We start from the raw sequence: 15,680 nt of genomic DNA, 5'->3' as shown, positions 1-15,680 counted from the left end.
GCGGAGCCCCCCGGTTTCGGGAAGGGGCGGGCAGGGGACAGGGCCCGCCGCGGGCGCGCCCCGCCCTGTGCGCCCGCACAACCCCACCCCCGCCCACCCGGGGCACCCGCCCCGCATCCCCCCGCCTCCATGGACGCCCCCCTCCTCCCCCTGCTGACCTGTGGCAACACAGGAACCGCGGAAGGAGGAGGACCCCCATGCCCACGCTCGAGATCCGCGCACTCTCCGCCGCCTACGGCCCCGTACGCTCACTGCGCGGCATCGACCTCGACGTCCCGGCCGGCACGATCACCGCCGTACTCGGCGGAAACGGCGCCGGCAAGACCACCCTGCTGCGGGCCGTCTCACGGACCCTCGGTTTCCACGGCGGCACCGGCGCCGGCACCATCCGGTTCGACGGGCGCCCCCTGGACGGGCTGCGGCCCGACCGGGTGGTGGCCGCCGGGATCGTCCACGTACCCGAGGGCCGACAGGTCTTCGCCCGTATGACGGTGGCCGACAACCTGCGCGCCGGAGCCCTCGGCGCCGACGGAGGCCGCAAGGCGGCGGCCCAGGCGCTGGACCGCGTGCACGAGCTGTTCCCCGTGCTCGCCCGCCGCGCCCACCAGAGCGCCGGGCTGCTGTCCGGCGGCGAGCAGCAGATGCTGGCCATGGGCCGCGCCCTGATGGCGCGGCCCCGGCTGCTCCTGCTGGACGAACCCTCGCTCGGCCTCGCGCCCCTGATGGCGCAGCGCATCGCCGACACGGTGCGCGAGATCAACGCCTCCGGCACGTCCGTCCTGCTCGTGGAGCAGAACGCGTCGATCGCCCTGCGCCTCGCCACCACGGCGTACGTCCTGGAGGTCGGCGAGGTCACCCTGCACGGGCCCGCCGGCGAACTGGCCGCCTCCGACGAGGTGCGCCGCCGCTACCTGGGCGTCGTGGACGAGGAGGCCGCCGCCGACGCGGACCGGGCGGCGGGCACCACCGTACGCACCCTGAGCAGGTGGTCCGCGTGACCGCCCCCGCCCCGCTCACCGTCCAGGACGTCACCGTCCGCTTCGCCGGGCTCACCGCCCTCGACGGCGTCTCGTTCACCGTCGAGCCGGGCAGCGTCCACGCCGTCATCGGCCCCAATGGAGCCGGCAAGTCGACCACCTTCAACGTGCTGTCCGGGGTCTACCGGGCGTCCTCCGGCAGCGTCCGGCTCGGGGAGACCGAGCTGACCGGGCTCGCCCCGCACCGGATCGCCGGGCTCGGGGTGGCCCGGACCTTCCAGAACCTCGCGCTGCCCCCGTACGCCACCGTCGCCGACACCCTCATGCTCGGCCGGCACCGGCTCACCCGGGCCGGTTTCCTGGCCGCCGGGCTGCGGCTGCCGGCCGCCGCCCGGGAAGCCCGGGCGCACCGCGAACGGGTCCGTGAGATCGCCGAATTCATCGGCCTGGAAACGGCGTTGGACCGTCCGGCGAGCGCACTCCCGTACGGGCAGCAGAAGCTGGTCGAGCTGGGCCGCGCGCTGTGCATGGAGCCGCAGGTGCTCCTGCTGGACGAACCCGTCGCCGGCATGACCGCCGACGAGCGACAGCGTACGGCGGCGGTCGTGGCCGGGGTCCGCGACGGCCTCGGTATCTCGATCGTGCTGGTCGAGCACGACATGGGGGTGGTGATGCGGCTCGCGGACGCCGTGACCGTACTCGACTTCGGACGCAGGATCGCCGGCGGCACCCCCGCCGAGGTCCAGAACGACCCGGCCGTCGTCCAAGCCTATCTGGGGGCACCGCAGTGACCACCTTCATCGAACTCCTCCTCGGCGGCCTCTCCATCGGCTCGGTCTACGCCCTGATCGCGCTCGGCTTCGTCGTCATCTTCAAGGCCACCGAGGTCGTCAACTTCGCCCACGCCTCGCTGCTGCTCGCGGGCGGCTACGTCACCGCCGTGCTCCACGACGACATCGGCTTCTGGCCCGCCCTCGCGACCGGCATCGCGGGCGCGGCCGTCGTCGGCGCCGCCGTCGAATTCCTGGTGATGCGCCGCTACCGGGGCAGCGACCACAGCGTCCTCGCCATCGTCACCATCGGCGTCGACATCCTGCTGACCACCGAACTCACCCGGCGCATGGGCACGGAGGTGCTCGCGCTCGGCGACCCCTGGGGCAACCGGGTCCTCACCGTCGGCGGGGTCACCCTCGCCCAGACCCGCGTCGCCGCGTTCGTCGCCGCCGCCCTCCTCATCACCGTCTTCCTGCTCGCCTTCCGCTTCACCTCCTGGGGCGTCTCGATGCGCGCCGCCGCCGAGAACCCCCGGACGGCCGCGCTGATGGGGATCAGGCTCGGCCGGGTCTCGCTCGCCGCCTGGGCGGTCGCCGGGGCGCTGGCCGCCGTCGCCGCGCTGTTCCTCACCGTCTTCCCCACGCCCGGCCTGGAACGGGCGACCTCGCTCGCCGCGCTCAAGGCGTTCCCCGCCGCCATCCTCGGCGGCCTCGACTCCACGACGGGCGCCCTGGCCGGCGGACTGATCGTCGGTGTCACCGAAGCGCTCGCCACCGGCTACCAGAGCGATCTGTCGTTCCTCGGCCGGGGCATCGGCGACCTGGCCCCCTATCTGGTGATGGTGATCGTGCTGCTCATGCGCCCCGCCGGACTCTTCGGCACGAAGGAGCCGGCCCGTGTCTGAGACCGCCACCCCGTTCGCGTACGCCGTCACCGCACGGCTGCGCCGCCCCCGCACCTGGGTCTGGGCGGCGGGTTCGGTGCTGCTGCTCGCCCTCCCCTTCTACCTGGACCGCTTCTGGCTCCAGGCCGGGCTCTTCGCGATGGCCGCCGCGATCGGCGCGATCGGGCTCAACCTGCTGACCGGCGCCACCGGGCAGCTGTCCATGGGCCACGCCTTCTTCCTCGCCGTGGGCGCGTACGGCTACTGCGTGCTGGCGGGGGAGAGCGGTACGGAGAACGGGCACGCCCTGACCGGACTCGGCCTTCCCAGCTGGCTCGCCGCCGTGCTGGCGGTCCTCCTCGCCGGGGCCGCCGGCGGACTGTTCAGCCCGATCGCGGGACGGCTGCGCGGCGCCTACCTCGGCATCGCGACCCTGGCGCTGATCTTCATCGGCCAGCACGTCCTGTTCAACGCCTCGTCCCTCACCGGGGGTTACAACGGCCGCTCGGTGCCGCCGCTGTCGCTCTTCGGCCTCACCTTCGACGACACCGAGACGCTGGTGGCCGCGGTGCCGTTCCAGTCCTCCGAGAAACTCTGGTACGCGGCCCTGCTCGCCCTGCTCCTCAGCGGCCTGTTCGCGCGCGGGGTGCTGCGCGGGCGGCCGGGGAGGGCGCTGAACGCCATCCGCGACCACCGCATCGCGGCCGGTGTGATGGGCGTCCCGGTGGCCCGCTACCGGGCCGGGGTCTTCGTCCTGTCGTCGATGTACGCGGGGCTGGCCGGGGTGCTGCTGGCCCTGGTCTTCCAGCGGACGGTGCCCGAGTACTTCGGCATGGTCCTGTCCCTCGAATACCTCGCCATGATCGTCATCGGCGGACTCGGCACCGTGGCGGGGGCGGTCGTCGGGGCCGCCTTCGTCTCGCTGCTGCCCCAGCTCCTCACCCACTACAGCGACTCCCTGCCCCTGGTCGCGGCCCCCGGCACGGGCGGCCTGACTCCGGGCGAGGCGTCGCGCTACCTGTACGGCGCCGCGGTGGTCGCGGCGGTCCTGTTCCTGCCCGGCGGCCTGACACGCCCGACGAAGAACTCAGGGGAGAAGAAATGAAACTGCGTGTGCTCGGGGCCGTGTGCGCGGCCCTCGCCCTCACCCTCACGGGGTGCAGCGAGAAGGCCAAGTCCTCCGACGGGGAAGCGGAGGCCAAGGCCGGGGTGAAGACCGGCGAGGGCGTCACCGACTCCACGATCGCGCTCGGCGCGCTCACCGACATGACCGGCGTCTACGCCTCGCTCGGCAAGAGCGTCACCCAGGCCCAGCAGCTCTGGGTGAAGCAGACCAACGCGGCCGGCGGCATCTGCGACCGCACGATCGAGCTGACCGTGCGCGACCACGGTTACGACCCGCAGAAGGCCGTCGCCGGATACACCGAGCTGGAACCGAAGGTCCTGGGCTTCGTCCAGTTCATCGGCTCCCCGTTCGTCGCGGCCGTGGAGCAGCGCATCGACGGCCAGGACAAGGGCCTCGTCCTCCCGCAGGCGTGGTCCGCCAACCTGCTCGGCAGCACGTACGTCCGCGTCATCGGTGCCACGTACGACGTGGAGACGATCAACGCGATCGACTACCTGCTCGCGGAGAAGCGCATCGCGAAGGGCGACAGGATCGGCCACGTGTACTTCGAGGGGGATTACGGCGAGAACGCGCTCGCCGGCTCCAAGTACGCGGCGAAGCAGGCGGGTCTCACCGTCGTCGAGCAGAAGATCAAGCCCACCGACAACGACATGACCGCCCAGGTCGCCGCCCTGAAGCAGGCGGGCGTCAAGGCCGTCGTCGTCAGTGCGGGCCCCCGCCAGGCCGCCTCGCTCGTCGGGGTCGCCGCCGCCACCGGCCTCAAGGTCCCGGTCATCGGCAACAACTCCGCGTACGCGCCGCAGTTGCTGAAGACCCAGGCCGGCCCGGCCCTGATGCAGGACTACTACGTCGCCGCGTCCACCCTGCCCATCGGCGACCCGGGCACCGGCCCGGCGAAACTCGCGAAGGAGTACGCCGCCGCCTACCCCAAGGACGGTCTCGACAACGGCGTCATCGCCGGCTACACGGCCGCCGACCTGTACGGCGAGGCCCTGAAGAAGGCGTGCGCGGCGAAGGACCTCACCCGCGAGGGCATCGACAAGGCGCTGCTGACCATCACCGGATTCGGCACCGACTTCGGGGTCTCCCACGACTTCACCGACCCGGCGGCGCCCTCCACCCGGGAGAGCGTGATCATGAAGCCGGACGACAAGGTCCCCGGCGGCCTGAAGGTGGTCAGGCCGGCCGAGGCGGCGGCAGCGGCCAAGACCTTCACCGTCAAGTAACGCCCTCCGCGAGGAATGCCCGGCGGGGGGGCCCCCGCCGGGCGCCCCCCCCCCGCCGGTGTCCCTCCGGCCGGTCAGCCGGTGTATGCCTCCAGTTCCGAGAGCTGCGCGGCCGGCCAGCCGGTGTTGGCGGTGAACGTCAGCCGCAGATAGCGGGCCGATGTGCCCGGCAGGGTGACCTCCGCCTGGTTGCCGCTCGACGGGTTGAAGGTGTAACCCGCCGAACCCTTCAGGGAGTTGTACGTGGTGTTGTCCGTGCTGCCCGACACGCTCAGGGTCTGGGTGCGGGTCGCCCAGGCGGACGACGGCGGCAGCTTCAGGACGAGCCGTTTGACGGACTTGGCCGCCCCGAGGTCCACGGTGATGGTCTGCGGGAAGGCGTGGTTGGTGCTCTCCCAGTACGTGTTCGCGTCGCCGTCGACCGCGTGGGACGCGCCGTACACGTCGGCGTGGCCGGACTCGGTGACCGGGCGGCCCTGGGCGAGGTTACCGGTCTCCTCGGGCGGGTCGGTCGGGTCGGTCGGCGGGTCCGTGGGATCGGTCGGCGGGTCGGTCGGGTCGGTGCCGCCGCCCGGGACGCCGCCGTTCGTCCACACCGGGGCGGGCCAGACGCCGGTGCAGGCCGGCGGGTCGGCGTACCAGCCGGAGTTCCCGGAGCCCCGGGTGATCCGGAAGCCGCTGCCGACGCAGTTGTGGATCGGGTTCGACTGCGCGATGTGCGTCGCCGTGACGTTGTCGAAGGTGGCCGTGCCGGGTGCCTGGATCTGGAGCGCGTAGGTGCCGGCGCCGTCGATCCTGATGTTCTTGAAGTGCAGCCCGTTGGACGCCCCCTCGATGAGGTGGATCGCGGCGTAGGAGCTGTCCAGGACTTCGCTGTCGGTGATGTCGATGTTGCCGTTGATCGGTTCGTTGAGCCCGCTGAACCAGATCGCGCCGACCCCGAAGTTCCAGTTGTAGTCGCTGTTCCCGGTCCGGATCAGGGTGTTGCGGGCAGCCGTGGTGGTGCCCGAGACGGCCGTTCCCTGCCCGGAGTTGACGCCGGGGTAGCGGTTGGCGATGTGCAGGCCGCCGCCGTTGGTGATGGTGTCCGCCATGACGTTGTCGGACAGGGTGATGTCCTTGCCGCCGTACGTGACGATGTTGTTGGCCAGGATCGGCAGGATCACCGTGTTGAACGTGAACTTGTTCTTCACGTTCGGGACGTTCTCCGCCCACATGGCGAGCCCGTCGTCACCGGTGTTGCGGACGAAGGTGTTGGTGACCGTCGAGTTGGTGACGCCGTAGTGGAAGTTCACCCCGTCGGCGGTCTGGTCCAGGATGCGGCTGTTCTTGATGGTGAAGTCGTCCATCGGGCCGTCCATCCAGGCACCGCACTTGGTGTGCTGCATCCAGACGTTGTCGACGGTCGAGTGGGACATCGCCCCGCCGATGGCGTTCACCTGGTCGTTGTCCACCCGCTCCCGGATGTCACCGATGATGGCGAAGTCCTTCAGCGTGACGTTGCTGCTGCCGCCGTCACCGGCGTACTTGCCGTAGACGCCGACGGCCTTGCTCCGGTTGGCGGGGTCGCGCCCGGTCAGCACCGAGTACCAGGGCCCGGCGCCGCGGAGGGTCACCTTGTCCACGATGATGTGGTCGCGGACCTGGAACGTGCCTCGCGGTATGTACACCTCCTTGCCCTGCGCCCGGCCCGCGTCCACGGCCGCCTGGATCCTGGCGGTGGAGTCGGCGGCCCCGGTCGGGTCGGCCCCGAAGTCGGAGACGACGTCCAGCGCGCCGGAGGGCTTGGCGATGGGCGCGCCCACCTGCTCGAAGTCCGCCAGGTCGATGGTGAACGACGGTGAGGCGGCGGTGGACGACACCTGGAGCCGGACCTTCGTACCGGCCGGCAGCGTCGACCCGAACATGGTCCGGGCCTCGTCGTAGAAGTGGTGCGGGTTGGTGTCGCCCGGGTTGTTGTTGAACGGATACCCCCCGTAGTACCAGCCGTACCTGGAGGTCACCGGCACCGCCTTGGGCGAGGCCCCGTTCACGCGTACGTCGATCGAGGCGTCCCGGCCCGTCCCGGCGGCGTTGTCCGGCAGCGAGTACCGGAAGGACATCGCGTCGGCGGGGGCGGTGAGCGTGAACTCCACGTACTCACCGACCGCGTCCAGGGTCATCGCCTGCCGGCCCGACGCCTCGGAGGGCAGCGTGCCGTAGAGGCGGTTCGGGCCGATCAGGGTGCCGTTGGTGGCCGCGTACTCGGCCTCCTGCTCCGTGAACGGGACGGTCGCGCCGCGGCCGGGAACGGCGAGCGGCGAGGGGGCGGGGATACCGGCCGCCTGGGCGGCCGGTGCGCCGGTCAGCACCACGGCGGCGGCGGTGCCGAACGCGGCGAGTGCCAGCGAGAGGGAAGCGGATACGGACCGCCTGAGCAGCGGCCTGCGGGGTGGGGAAGTCACGTCGAAGTCGTCCTTGCGGCTCGTGGGGGCTCTTCGGACGTCCCACAGGCTAGGAGCATCGCCGCAAGGAAGTCCACGGTGCTGCGCAAGAATTCGTCGTGCAAGCTCAAATAATCGACGCTGTCATGGGAAGGATGTGCGCTGTGCGGGGGCTTGAGGGGGAAGCGCCGGGACACGCACGAGGGCCCGGATGCCTTCCGGCATCCGGGCCCTCGTGTCGTTCGTGCAGTCCGCTACGGCAGCTGCGCCGCACGCGCCTCGCGACGGTTGCCGCGGAAGGTGTTCACCCGGCGGGCGGTCGCGAAGAGCGGGATGACCGCCCCCAGGACCACCTGGAGCGCGCAGCCGGTCTGGAGGAGCAGCTGACCGCCGGGGGCGTCCAGCGCCCAGGCCGCCAGAAGCCCCATCGCCGCCACGATCCAACCCAGCATCGCCACCGCGAGGACGCCCCGCGGCTTCGGGTACTCGACCCGGCTGACCATCAGCCACGCCACCCCGATGATCGCGAGCAGCGTCGGGACGAAGGGCAGCTCCAGGAGCACGATCGAGATGACCGTGAGCGCTCCGAAGGGACTCGGCATGCCCTGGAACATGCCGTCCTTCAAGGTCACGCACGAGAACCGCGCGAGTCTGAGCACCACCGCGAGCAGCACCACGATCGCCGCGAGCGCCGAGACCCGCTGGTGTGCGTCGTCCGCGACCATGCCGTACACGAGGACGAAGTACGCCGGGGCGAGCCCGAAGCTGATGAGGTCCGAGAGGTTGTCCAGCTCGGCACCCATCGGTGAGGAACGCAGCTTGCGGGCCACGAGCCCGTCGAACAGGTCGAAGATCGCTGCCATGAGCATGAGGATCACGGCGGTGGCCGCGGAGTGCCGCGCCATGCCGCTCTCGTCGCTGCCCGTGAGGTGCGGGATCAGGATGCCCGTGGTGGTGAAGTACACCGCCATGAACCCGCACGTGGCGTTACCGAGGGTGAGGGTGTCCGCTATCGAGAGCCGCAGCGAGAGCGGCATGTCGTCGGCGTCGTCCTCCGCCTCGGCCTCCGGGACCCAGCCGGCCTGTGTCTCGGGATCAATCACGGTCAATGCGAGTCACCCCCGCGGTGGTGGTCTGGCCGACCTCGACCGCGACGTCCACACCTTCCGGGAGGTAGATGTCGACGCGGGAGCCGAAGCGGATCAGCCCGATGCGCTCACCCTGCTCCACCTTCGTGCCCTGCGGGATGTAGGGGACGATGCGCCGGGCGACCGCGCCGGCGATCTGCACCATCTCGATGTCACCCAGTTCGGTGTCGAAGTGCCAGACAACGCGCTCGTTGTTCTCGCTCTCCTTGTTGAACGCCGGCACGAAGCCACCGGGCACGTGCTCCACCGAGGTCACCGTGCCGGCCAGCGGCGCGCGGTTGACGTGGACGTTCAGCGGGCTCATGAAGATCGCGACGCGGGTGCGCCCGTCCTTCCACGGCATGATGCTCTGCACCACTCCGTCGGCCGGTGAGATGACGCGCCCCCGGGTGATCTCGCGCTCCGGGTCCCGGAAGAACCAGAGCATGCCCGCCGCGAGCGCGGTGGTGGGCACGGCCACGGCCGCCCAGCGACCGGACCGGCGGGCGCGGGTCAGGCTGAGGGCGGCGGTGGCGACGGTCGGCAGGAGCCACGGCGAAGCTCCGCGTGCGATGCGGACCCGGCCGCGTGAGGCAGAGGTATGGCTGTCGGGCATGGATGACCTTCGTAGCGGATTGAGCCGCGCTGGCAACGGGGGACGGCGGCTTTTCCGGCGATGTTATCGGTTGCTGGCCGCAACTGGGCAAGCCAGCAGCCGAGTCGGACGTCTGGAAGGCACCGGTTGAGGATGACAGGGTGTGATCTTCTTCGCGGCCAAATCGCCGCGAAAGGGACAATCAACCCTGGAAACGGTACTCCTCGAGGAGCCGGCGCCCGATGATCATTTTCTGGATCTCGGCGGTACCTTCACCGATCAGCAGCATCGGCGCCTCGCGGTAGAGGCGCTCGATCTCGTACTCCTTGGAGAAGCCGTAGCCGCCGTGGATACGGAAGGCGTCCTCGACGACTTCCTTGCAGTACTCGGAGGCGAGGTACTTCGCCATCCCTGCCTCCAGGTCGTTTCGCTCCCCGGAGTCCTTTTTGCGTGCCGCGTTTACCATCATCGCATGGGCGGCCTCGACTTTGGTGGCCATTTCGGCCAGCTTGAACTGGATCGCCTGGTGCTGCGCGATGGGCTTTCCGAAGGTCTGGCGCTGCTGTGCGTAGGAAACGCCCAGTTCGAAAGCACGCTGCGCGACGCCGCAGCCACGGGCGGCCACATTGACCCGGCCGACCTCGACTCCGTCCATCATTTGGTAAAACCCTCGGCCGGTGACGCCCCCCAGCACCCGATTGGCCGGAATTCGCAGTCCGTCCATGATGAGCTCGGTGGTATCGACCCCCTTGTAACCCATCTTGTCGATCTTTCCGGGGATCGTGAGCCCGGGCCGGACCTCGCCGAAGCCCGGCTCCTTCTCCACCAGGAACGTCGTCATCGACTTGTGCGGCGCGGTGCCCTCGGGGTGTCCTTCGTCACTCCGGCACAGGACGGCGACGAGCGACGCCGTACCGCCGTTCGTCAACCACATCTTCTGGCCGTTCAGGACGTATTCCTCGCCGTCCCTGACGCCCTTCGAGCTGATCGCCGAGACGTCCGAGCCGAGCGCCGGCTCCGACATCGAGAACGCGCCCCGCACCTCGCCCAGCGCCATGCGCGGCAGGAAGGTGTCCTTCTGCTCCTGCGTACCGTGCTGCTTGAGCATGTACGCCACGATGAAGTGCGTGTTGATGATGCCCGACACGCTCATCCAGCCCCGGGCGATCTCCTCCACGCACAGCGCGTACGTGAGCAGTGACTCGCCCAGACCGCCGTACTCCTCGGGGATCATCAGCCCGAACAGGCCGAGTTCCTTGAGCCCCTCGACGATCTCGGTGGGGTACTCGTCGCGATGCTCCAGCTGCGTCGCGACCGGAATGATCTCCTTGTCGACAAAGCCCCTGACCGTCGAAAGGATCTCCTGCTGGACCTCGGTGAGCCCGGCCGTCTGGGCGAGTCGCGTCATGACTGCTTCTCCACGTTCTTCTGCGAAGGCTGACTGAGCTCCGGGCGGCCGGGCTGTTCCCCGCCCCGCTCCTTGATGTACGTCTCGGTGGGGACCATGACCTTGCGGCGGAACACGCAGACGAGCGTGCCGTCCTGCTTGTAGCCCTTGGTCTCCACGTAGACGATTCCGCGGTCGCTCTTGGACCGCGACGGCGTCTTGGCCAGGACCGTCGTCTCGCCGTAGACCGTGTCGCCGTGGAAGGTCGGCGCCACGTGCTTCAGCGACTCGATCTCCAGGTTGGCGATGGCCTTTCCGGAGACGTCCGGCACCGACATGCCGAGGAGCAGCGAGTAGATGTAGTTGCCGACGACGACGTTCTTTCCGAAATCGGTCGTGCTCTCCGCATAGTTGCTGTCCATGTGCAGCGGGTGATGATTCATGGTCAGCAGGCAGAAGAGGTGGTCGTCGTATTCGGTGACGGTCTTTCCGGGCCAGTGCTTGTAGACCGCACCGATCTCGAATTCCTCGTAAGTGCGCCCGAACTGCATGTCAGACCTCCGGCGCTTCGAACTTGGAGGTGCGCTGCATGCCGGCCGCCCGGCCCTTGCCCGCGATGACCAGGGCCATCTTGCGGCTGGCCTCGTCGATCATCTCGTCTCCGAGCATCGCCGAGCCCTTCTTGCCGCCCTCCTCGGAGGTGCACCAGTCGTAGGCGTCCAGGATCAGCTCGGCATGGTCGTAGTCCTCCTGCGAGGGCGAGAACACCTCGTTCGCCACGTCGACCTGGCCGGGGTGCAGCACCCACTTGCCGTCGAAGCCGAGCGCCGCCGCCCGGCCCGCCACCTCGCGGTAGGCGTCCACGTCGCGGATCTGCAGGAAGGGGCCGTCGATCGCCTGGAGGTCGTGCGTCCGGGCCGCCATCAGGATGCGCATCAGGATGTAGTGGTACGCGTCCGCCGGGTAGCCGGGCGGCTGCTGGCCGACGACCAGGGTCTTCATGTTGATCGACGCCATGAAGTCGGCCGGGCCGAAGATCAGCGTCTCCAGGCGGGGCGAGGCGGCGCCGATCTCGTCGATGTTGACGAGGCCCTTGGCGTTCTCGATCTGCGCCTCGATGCCGATGCGGCCGACCTCGAAGCCCATGGTCTTCTCGATCTGGGTCAGCAGCAGGTCCAGGGCGACGACCTGCTGGGCGTCCTGCACCTTCGGGAGCATGATGCAGTCCAGGTTCGGCCCGGCGCCCTCGACGACCGTGATGACGTCGCGGTACGTCCAGTGCGTCGTCCAGTCGTTGACGCGGACCACCCGGGTCTTGCCCGTCCAGTCGCCGTTGTTCAGGGCATCGACGATGTGATGGCGGGCGCCCTCCTTGGCGAGCGGCGCGCAGGCGTCCTCCAGGTCCAGGAACACCTGGTCGGCGGGGAGGCCCTGGGCCTTCTCAAGGAAACGCGGGTTCGAGCCGGGCACGGCCAGGCAGGAGCGGCGCGGGCGCAGTCGGTTGACGGGGGTGGTCATGCGGGGACCTCCAGAGGGTCGAGCTGGTTCGCTTTCCGGATCTCGTCGACGATACGGCCGATGATCTCCGTGATGCCGAAGTCCTTCGGGGTGAACACGGCGGCCACACCCGCCCTGATCAGGGCCTCGGCGTCGGCCGGGGGAATGATGCCGCCGGCGATGACCGGGATGTCGCCGGCCCCGGTGCGGCGCAGCCGGGCCAGCACGTCCGGCACCAGCTCGGCGTGCGAGCCGGACAGGATGGACAGGCCGACGCAGTGCACGTCCTCGGCGACGGCCGCCGAGACGATCTGTTCGGGCGTCAGACGGATGCCCTGGTAGACGACCTCGAAGCCGGCGTCCCTGGCCCGCACCGCGATCTGCTCGGCGCCGTTGGAGTGCCCGTCCAGGCCGGGCTTGCCGACCAGCAGCCGCAGCCGCCCGACGCCCAGGTCCTCGGCGGTCCGCGCGGTCTTCCCGCGTACGAGGGCGAGCGGCGAGCCCTCCTCGGCGGTGACCGCGACCGGGGCGGACGACACCCCGGTCGGCGCCCGGAACTCGCCGAACACGTCGCGCAGCGCCCAGGACCACTCGCCGGTGGTGACCCCGGCACGGGCGCACTCGACGGTCGCCTCCATCAGGTTCTCCGTGCCGGCGGCGGCCTTCTTCAGCGCGGCCAGCGCCTCGGTGGCCCGGGGCTCGTCGCGGTTGTCGCGCCACTCGTGGAGCGCGGCGACGACCTTGGCCTCGTTCGCCGGGTCGACCGTCATGATCGCCGCGTCGAGGTCGGCGGTGAGCGGGTTGGGCTCGGTCGTCTCGTAGACGTTGACGCCGACGATCTTCTCGTCGCCGGCCTCGATGCGGGCCCGCCGCTCCGCGTGCGAGGAGACCAGCTCGGACTTGAGGTAGCCGGACTCGACGGCGGCCATGGCGCCGCCCATCTGCTCGATCCGGTCCATCTCGGCCAGTGAGTCGGCGACCAGCTCGTCCACCTTGGCCTCGATGACGTGCGAACCGGCGAAGATGTCCTCGTACTCCAGCAGGTCGCTCTCGTGCGCCAGGACCTGCTGGATGCGCAGCGACCACTGCTGGTCCCAGGGCCGGGGGAGTCCCAGCGCCTCGTTCCAGGCGGGCAGCTGGACCGCGCGGGCCCGGGCGTCCTTGGAGAGGGTCACGGCCAGCATTTCGAGCACGATGCGCTGGACGTTGTTCTCCGGCTGCGCCTCGGTCAGGCCGAGGGAGTTGACCTGGACGCCGTAGCGGAAGCGGCGCTGCTTGGCGTCGGTGATGCCGTAGCGCTCGCGGGTGACCCGGTCCCAGATGCGGCCGAAGGCGCGCATCTTGCACATCTCCTCGATGAAGCGGACGCCCGCGTTCACGAAGAACGAGATCCGCGCGACGACGGCCCCGAACTTCTCCTCGGGCACCTGCCCGGAGTCGCGTACGGCGTCGAGGACGGCGATGGCCGTCGACATCGCGTACGCGATCTCCTGGACCGGGGTGGCCCCCGCCTCCTGGAGGTGGTAGCTGCAGATGTTGATCGGGTTCCACTTGGGGATGCGGTTGACCGTGTACGTGATCATGTCGGTGGTCAGCCGCAGCGAGGGCCCGGGCGGGAAGACGTGCGTCCCGCGCGACAGGTACTCCTTGACGATGTCGTTCTGCGTGGTGCCCTGGAGCTTGCCGGGGTCGGCGCCCTGCTCCTCCGCGACGACCTGGTAGAGCGCCAGCAGCCACATGGCGGTGGCGTTGATCGTCATGGAGGTGTTCATCTGCTCCAGGGGGATGTCCTGGAAGAGCCGGCGCATGTCACCGAGGTGCGACACGGGCACACCGACCCGGCCGACCTCGCCGCGCGCCAGGACGTGGTCGGGGTCGTAACCGGTCTGGGTCGGCAGGTCGAAGGCGACCGACAGACCCGTCTGGCCCTTGGCGAGGTTGCGCCGGTAGAGCTCGTTGGACGCCTCGGCCGTGGAGTGGCCCGCGTACGTCCGCATGAGCCAGGGGCGGTCCTTCTGACGTTCGGTCATCTCTGGGCCTCAGACGTTCCGGCTGGGCTGGATGGTCCGCTCCGCTGACGCGTCACGGAACAGGTTGATGGCGTCCAGGTGCTTCTCGCGCATCTCCTCGTCGCGCACGCCCATGCCCTCGCGCGGGGCCAGCGCCAGGACGCCGACCTTGCCCTGGTGGGCGTTGCGGTGCACGTCGTGGGCGGCCTGGCCGGTCTCGTCCAGCGAGTAGACCTTGGAGAGCGTGGGGTGGATCTTGCCCTTGGCGATCAGGCGGTTGGCCTCCCACGCTTCGCGGTAGTTGGCGAAGTGGGAGCCGATGATGCGCTTGAGCGACATCCACAGGTAGCGGTTGTCGTACTCGTGGTTGTAGCCCGAGGTCGAGGCACAGGTGACGATGGTGCCGCCCTTGCGGGTCACGTAGACGCTCGCGCCGAACGTCTCGCGGCCGGGGTGCTCGAAGACGATGTCGACGTCCTCGCCGCCGGTCAGTTCACGGATGCGCTTGCCGAACCGCTTCCACTCGCGCGGGTCCTGGTTCTGCTCGTCCTGCCAGAACCTGTAGCCCTCGGCGTTGCGGTCGATGATCGCCTCGGCGCCCATCTTCCGGCAGATCTCCGCCTTCTGCTCGCTGGAGACGACACAGATCGGATTGGCGCCGCCGGCCAGCGCGAACTGCGTGGCGTAGGAGCCGAGTCCGCCGCTGGCGCCCCAGATCAGCACGTTGTCGCCCTGCTTCATGCCGGCGCCGTTGCGCGAGACGAGCTGGCGGTACGCGGTGGAGTTGACGAGCCCGGGAGCCGCGGCCTCCTCCCAGCTGAGGTGACCGGGTTTCGGCATCAGCTGGTTCGACTTGACGAGCGCGATCTCGGCGAGACCGCCGAAGTTGGTCTCGAAGCCCCAGATCCGCTGCTCCGGGTCGAGCATCGTGTCGTTGTGGCCGTCCGAGGACTCCAGTTCGACGGAGAGGCAGTGCGCGACGACCTCGTCACCGGGCTTCCAGGCGTTGACGCCGGGGCCGGTGCGCAGGACGACGCCCGCCAGGTCGGAACCGATGACGTGGTACGGCAGGTCGTGGCGCCTGGTGAGCTCGCTGACCCGGCCGTAGCGCTCCAGGAAGCCGAAGGTGGAGACCGGTTCGAAGATCGAGGTCCAGACGGAGTTGTAGTTCACCGAGCTGGCCATGACCGCGACCAGGGCCTCGCCCGGACCGAGTTCCGGCACCGGCACGTCCTCCACGTGGAGCGACGTGCGCGGGTCCTTGTCGCGGCTGTCGACCCCGGCGAACATCTCGGCCTCGTCCTTGTGGACGGTGACCGCGCGGTACGACTCGGGGATCGGCAGCGCCGCGAAGTCGGCGGCGGTGGGCGCGGCGGAACCGCCCTTCGCTTCGGTCTGCGACTGGATCGCGTCCAGGATTTCCTTCACGGGTGCCTCCGGCGGATGGGGTCTCCCCCGCTCACGCGAAGCCGAGAGCTTGGGGAGGGCGTTGAGGGAACGCTGAGGGGCCCTGAGAACAGGGGGACGGTCTGGAGGTGTGCCGTCGGTTCGGCGGGTGGTGCTCGGCTGCTTGCTCTGTGGAGCAGAAGGGTTGCCTGGTGACGCAGGCGCCCGGGCGCGCAGGCACGTGGCTTGCGGGGACAGCCGGCGTACGTG

Annotated in this window: 13 protein-coding genes; 5 read left to right on the top strand and 8 right to left on the bottom strand. The window is 69.9% G+C overall.

Annotated features, from left to right (window positions below; genetic code table 11):
- The first annotated feature begins 197 nt into the window (after positions 1–197).
- Genes ACLQ2N_RS04855 through ACLQ2N_RS04835 form a run of 5 tightly spaced genes read left to right on the top strand, consistent with a single transcriptional unit; the run spans position 198 to position 4,986 of the window.
- The gene (locus tag ACLQ2N_RS04855) at positions 198–998 is read left to right on the top strand and encodes an ABC transporter ATP-binding protein (protein ID WP_425809367.1); all 801 of its coding nucleotides are present in this window, start codon (positions 198–200) and stop codon (positions 996–998) included.
- On the top strand, positions 986–1,768 hold the full coding sequence (locus ACLQ2N_RS04850; protein WP_425809365.1) for an ABC transporter ATP-binding protein: 783 nt from the start codon (positions 986–988) through the stop codon (positions 1,766–1,768). The genes ACLQ2N_RS04855 and ACLQ2N_RS04850 overlap by 13 nt, the downstream gene beginning before the upstream one ends.
- Complete coding sequence (locus ACLQ2N_RS04845) at positions 1,765–2,655, top strand: branched-chain amino acid ABC transporter permease (protein WP_425809363.1); 891 nt, start codon at positions 1,765–1,767, stop codon at positions 2,653–2,655. The genes ACLQ2N_RS04850 and ACLQ2N_RS04845 overlap by 4 nt, the downstream gene beginning before the upstream one ends.
- Complete coding sequence (locus ACLQ2N_RS04840) at positions 2,648–3,739, top strand: branched-chain amino acid ABC transporter permease (protein ID WP_425809361.1); 1,092 nt, start codon at positions 2,648–2,650, stop codon at positions 3,737–3,739. Before ACLQ2N_RS04845 ends, ACLQ2N_RS04840 begins: the two co-directional genes overlap by 8 nt.
- Positions 3,736–4,986 (top strand): ABC transporter substrate-binding protein, encoded by a 1,251-nt coding sequence (locus tag ACLQ2N_RS04835; RefSeq protein ID WP_425809359.1) that lies wholly within the window; start codon positions 3,736–3,738, stop codon positions 4,984–4,986. The genes ACLQ2N_RS04840 and ACLQ2N_RS04835 overlap by 4 nt, the downstream gene beginning before the upstream one ends.
- A gap of 74 nt (positions 4,987–5,060) precedes the next feature.
- Here the strand turns inward: ACLQ2N_RS04835 and ACLQ2N_RS04830 are convergent, their stop codons facing one another.
- The 8 genes from ACLQ2N_RS04830 to ccrA all read right to left on the bottom strand — a co-directional run bounded on the left by ACLQ2N_RS04830 (position 5,061) and on the right by ccrA (position 15,452).
- On the bottom strand, positions 5,061–7,430 hold the full coding sequence (locus ACLQ2N_RS04830; RefSeq protein WP_425809357.1) for a discoidin domain-containing protein: 2,370 nt from the start codon (positions 7,428–7,430) through the stop codon (positions 5,061–5,063).
- 233 nt (positions 7,431–7,663) lie between these two features.
- Positions 7,664–8,512, bottom strand: coding sequence for a CDP-diacylglycerol--serine O-phosphatidyltransferase (gene pssA, locus ACLQ2N_RS04825; protein ID WP_425810205.1), 849 nt, complete (start codon positions 8,510–8,512; stop codon positions 7,664–7,666).
- On the bottom strand, positions 8,505–9,152 hold the full coding sequence (locus ACLQ2N_RS04820) for a phosphatidylserine decarboxylase (protein ID WP_383304889.1): 648 nt from the start codon (positions 9,150–9,152) through the stop codon (positions 8,505–8,507). Before ACLQ2N_RS04820 ends, pssA begins: the two co-directional genes overlap by 8 nt.
- A 181-nt stretch (positions 9,153–9,333) precedes the next feature.
- Entirely contained in the window at positions 9,334–10,539 is a 1,206-nt protein-coding gene (locus tag ACLQ2N_RS04815) for an acyl-CoA dehydrogenase family protein (RefSeq protein WP_425809355.1), read from the bottom strand.
- A complete protein-coding gene (locus ACLQ2N_RS04810) occupies positions 10,536–11,069 on the bottom strand; it encodes a MaoC family dehydratase (RefSeq protein WP_425809353.1) in 534 nt (177 codons plus the stop codon). The genes ACLQ2N_RS04815 and ACLQ2N_RS04810 overlap by 4 nt, the downstream gene beginning before the upstream one ends.
- A gap of 1 nt (position 11,070) precedes the next feature.
- Positions 11,071–12,036, bottom strand: coding sequence for an HpcH/HpaI aldolase/citrate lyase family protein (locus tag ACLQ2N_RS04805; protein WP_425809351.1), 966 nt, complete (start codon positions 12,034–12,036; stop codon positions 11,071–11,073).
- Positions 12,033–14,045: a protein meaA gene (locus ACLQ2N_RS04800; protein ID WP_425809349.1), complete on the bottom strand. Its 2,013-nt coding sequence runs from the start codon at positions 14,043–14,045 to the stop codon at positions 12,033–12,035. Before ACLQ2N_RS04800 ends, ACLQ2N_RS04805 begins: the two co-directional genes overlap by 4 nt.
- A 9-nt stretch (positions 14,046–14,054) precedes the next feature.
- Positions 14,055–15,452, bottom strand: coding sequence for a crotonyl-CoA carboxylase/reductase (gene ccrA, locus ACLQ2N_RS04795; RefSeq protein WP_425809347.1), 1,398 nt, complete (start codon positions 15,450–15,452; stop codon positions 14,055–14,057).
- Between the last annotated feature and the right edge of the window lie 228 nt (positions 15,453–15,680).

Source organism: Streptomyces sp. DT224, assembly GCF_049844595.1.
GTDB lineage: Bacteria > Actinomycetota > Actinomycetes > Streptomycetales > Streptomycetaceae > Streptomyces.
Note: the sequence above shows the minus strand (reverse complement) of the source record. Positions and strands in the feature narration are given on the sequence as shown.

Bases quoted from the DNA above. Each gene is read 5' to 3' on its own strand.
- ACLQ2N_RS04855 (WP_425809367.1), top strand. From the start codon at position 198: ATGCCCACGCTCGAGATCCGCGCACTCTCCGCCGCCTACGGCCCCGTA.
- ACLQ2N_RS04835 (WP_425809359.1), top strand. From the start codon at position 3,736: ATGAAACTGCGTGTGCTCGGGGCCGTGTGCGCGGCCCTCGCCCTCACC.
- ACLQ2N_RS04820 (WP_383304889.1), bottom strand. From the start codon at position 9,152: ATGCCCGACAGCCATACCTCTGCCTCACGCGGCCGGGTCCGCATCGCA.
- ACLQ2N_RS04815 (WP_425809355.1), bottom strand. From the start codon at position 10,539: ATGACGCGACTCGCCCAGACGGCCGGGCTCACCGAGGTCCAGCAGGAG.
- ACLQ2N_RS04810 (WP_425809353.1), bottom strand. From the start codon at position 11,069: ATGCAGTTCGGGCGCACTTACGAGGAATTCGAGATCGGTGCGGTCTAC.
- ACLQ2N_RS04805 (WP_425809351.1), bottom strand. From the start codon at position 12,036: ATGACCACCCCCGTCAACCGACTGCGCCCGCGCCGCTCCTGCCTGGCC.
- ACLQ2N_RS04800 (WP_425809349.1), bottom strand. From the start codon at position 14,045: ATGACCGAACGTCAGAAGGACCGCCCCTGGCTCATGCGGACGTACGCG.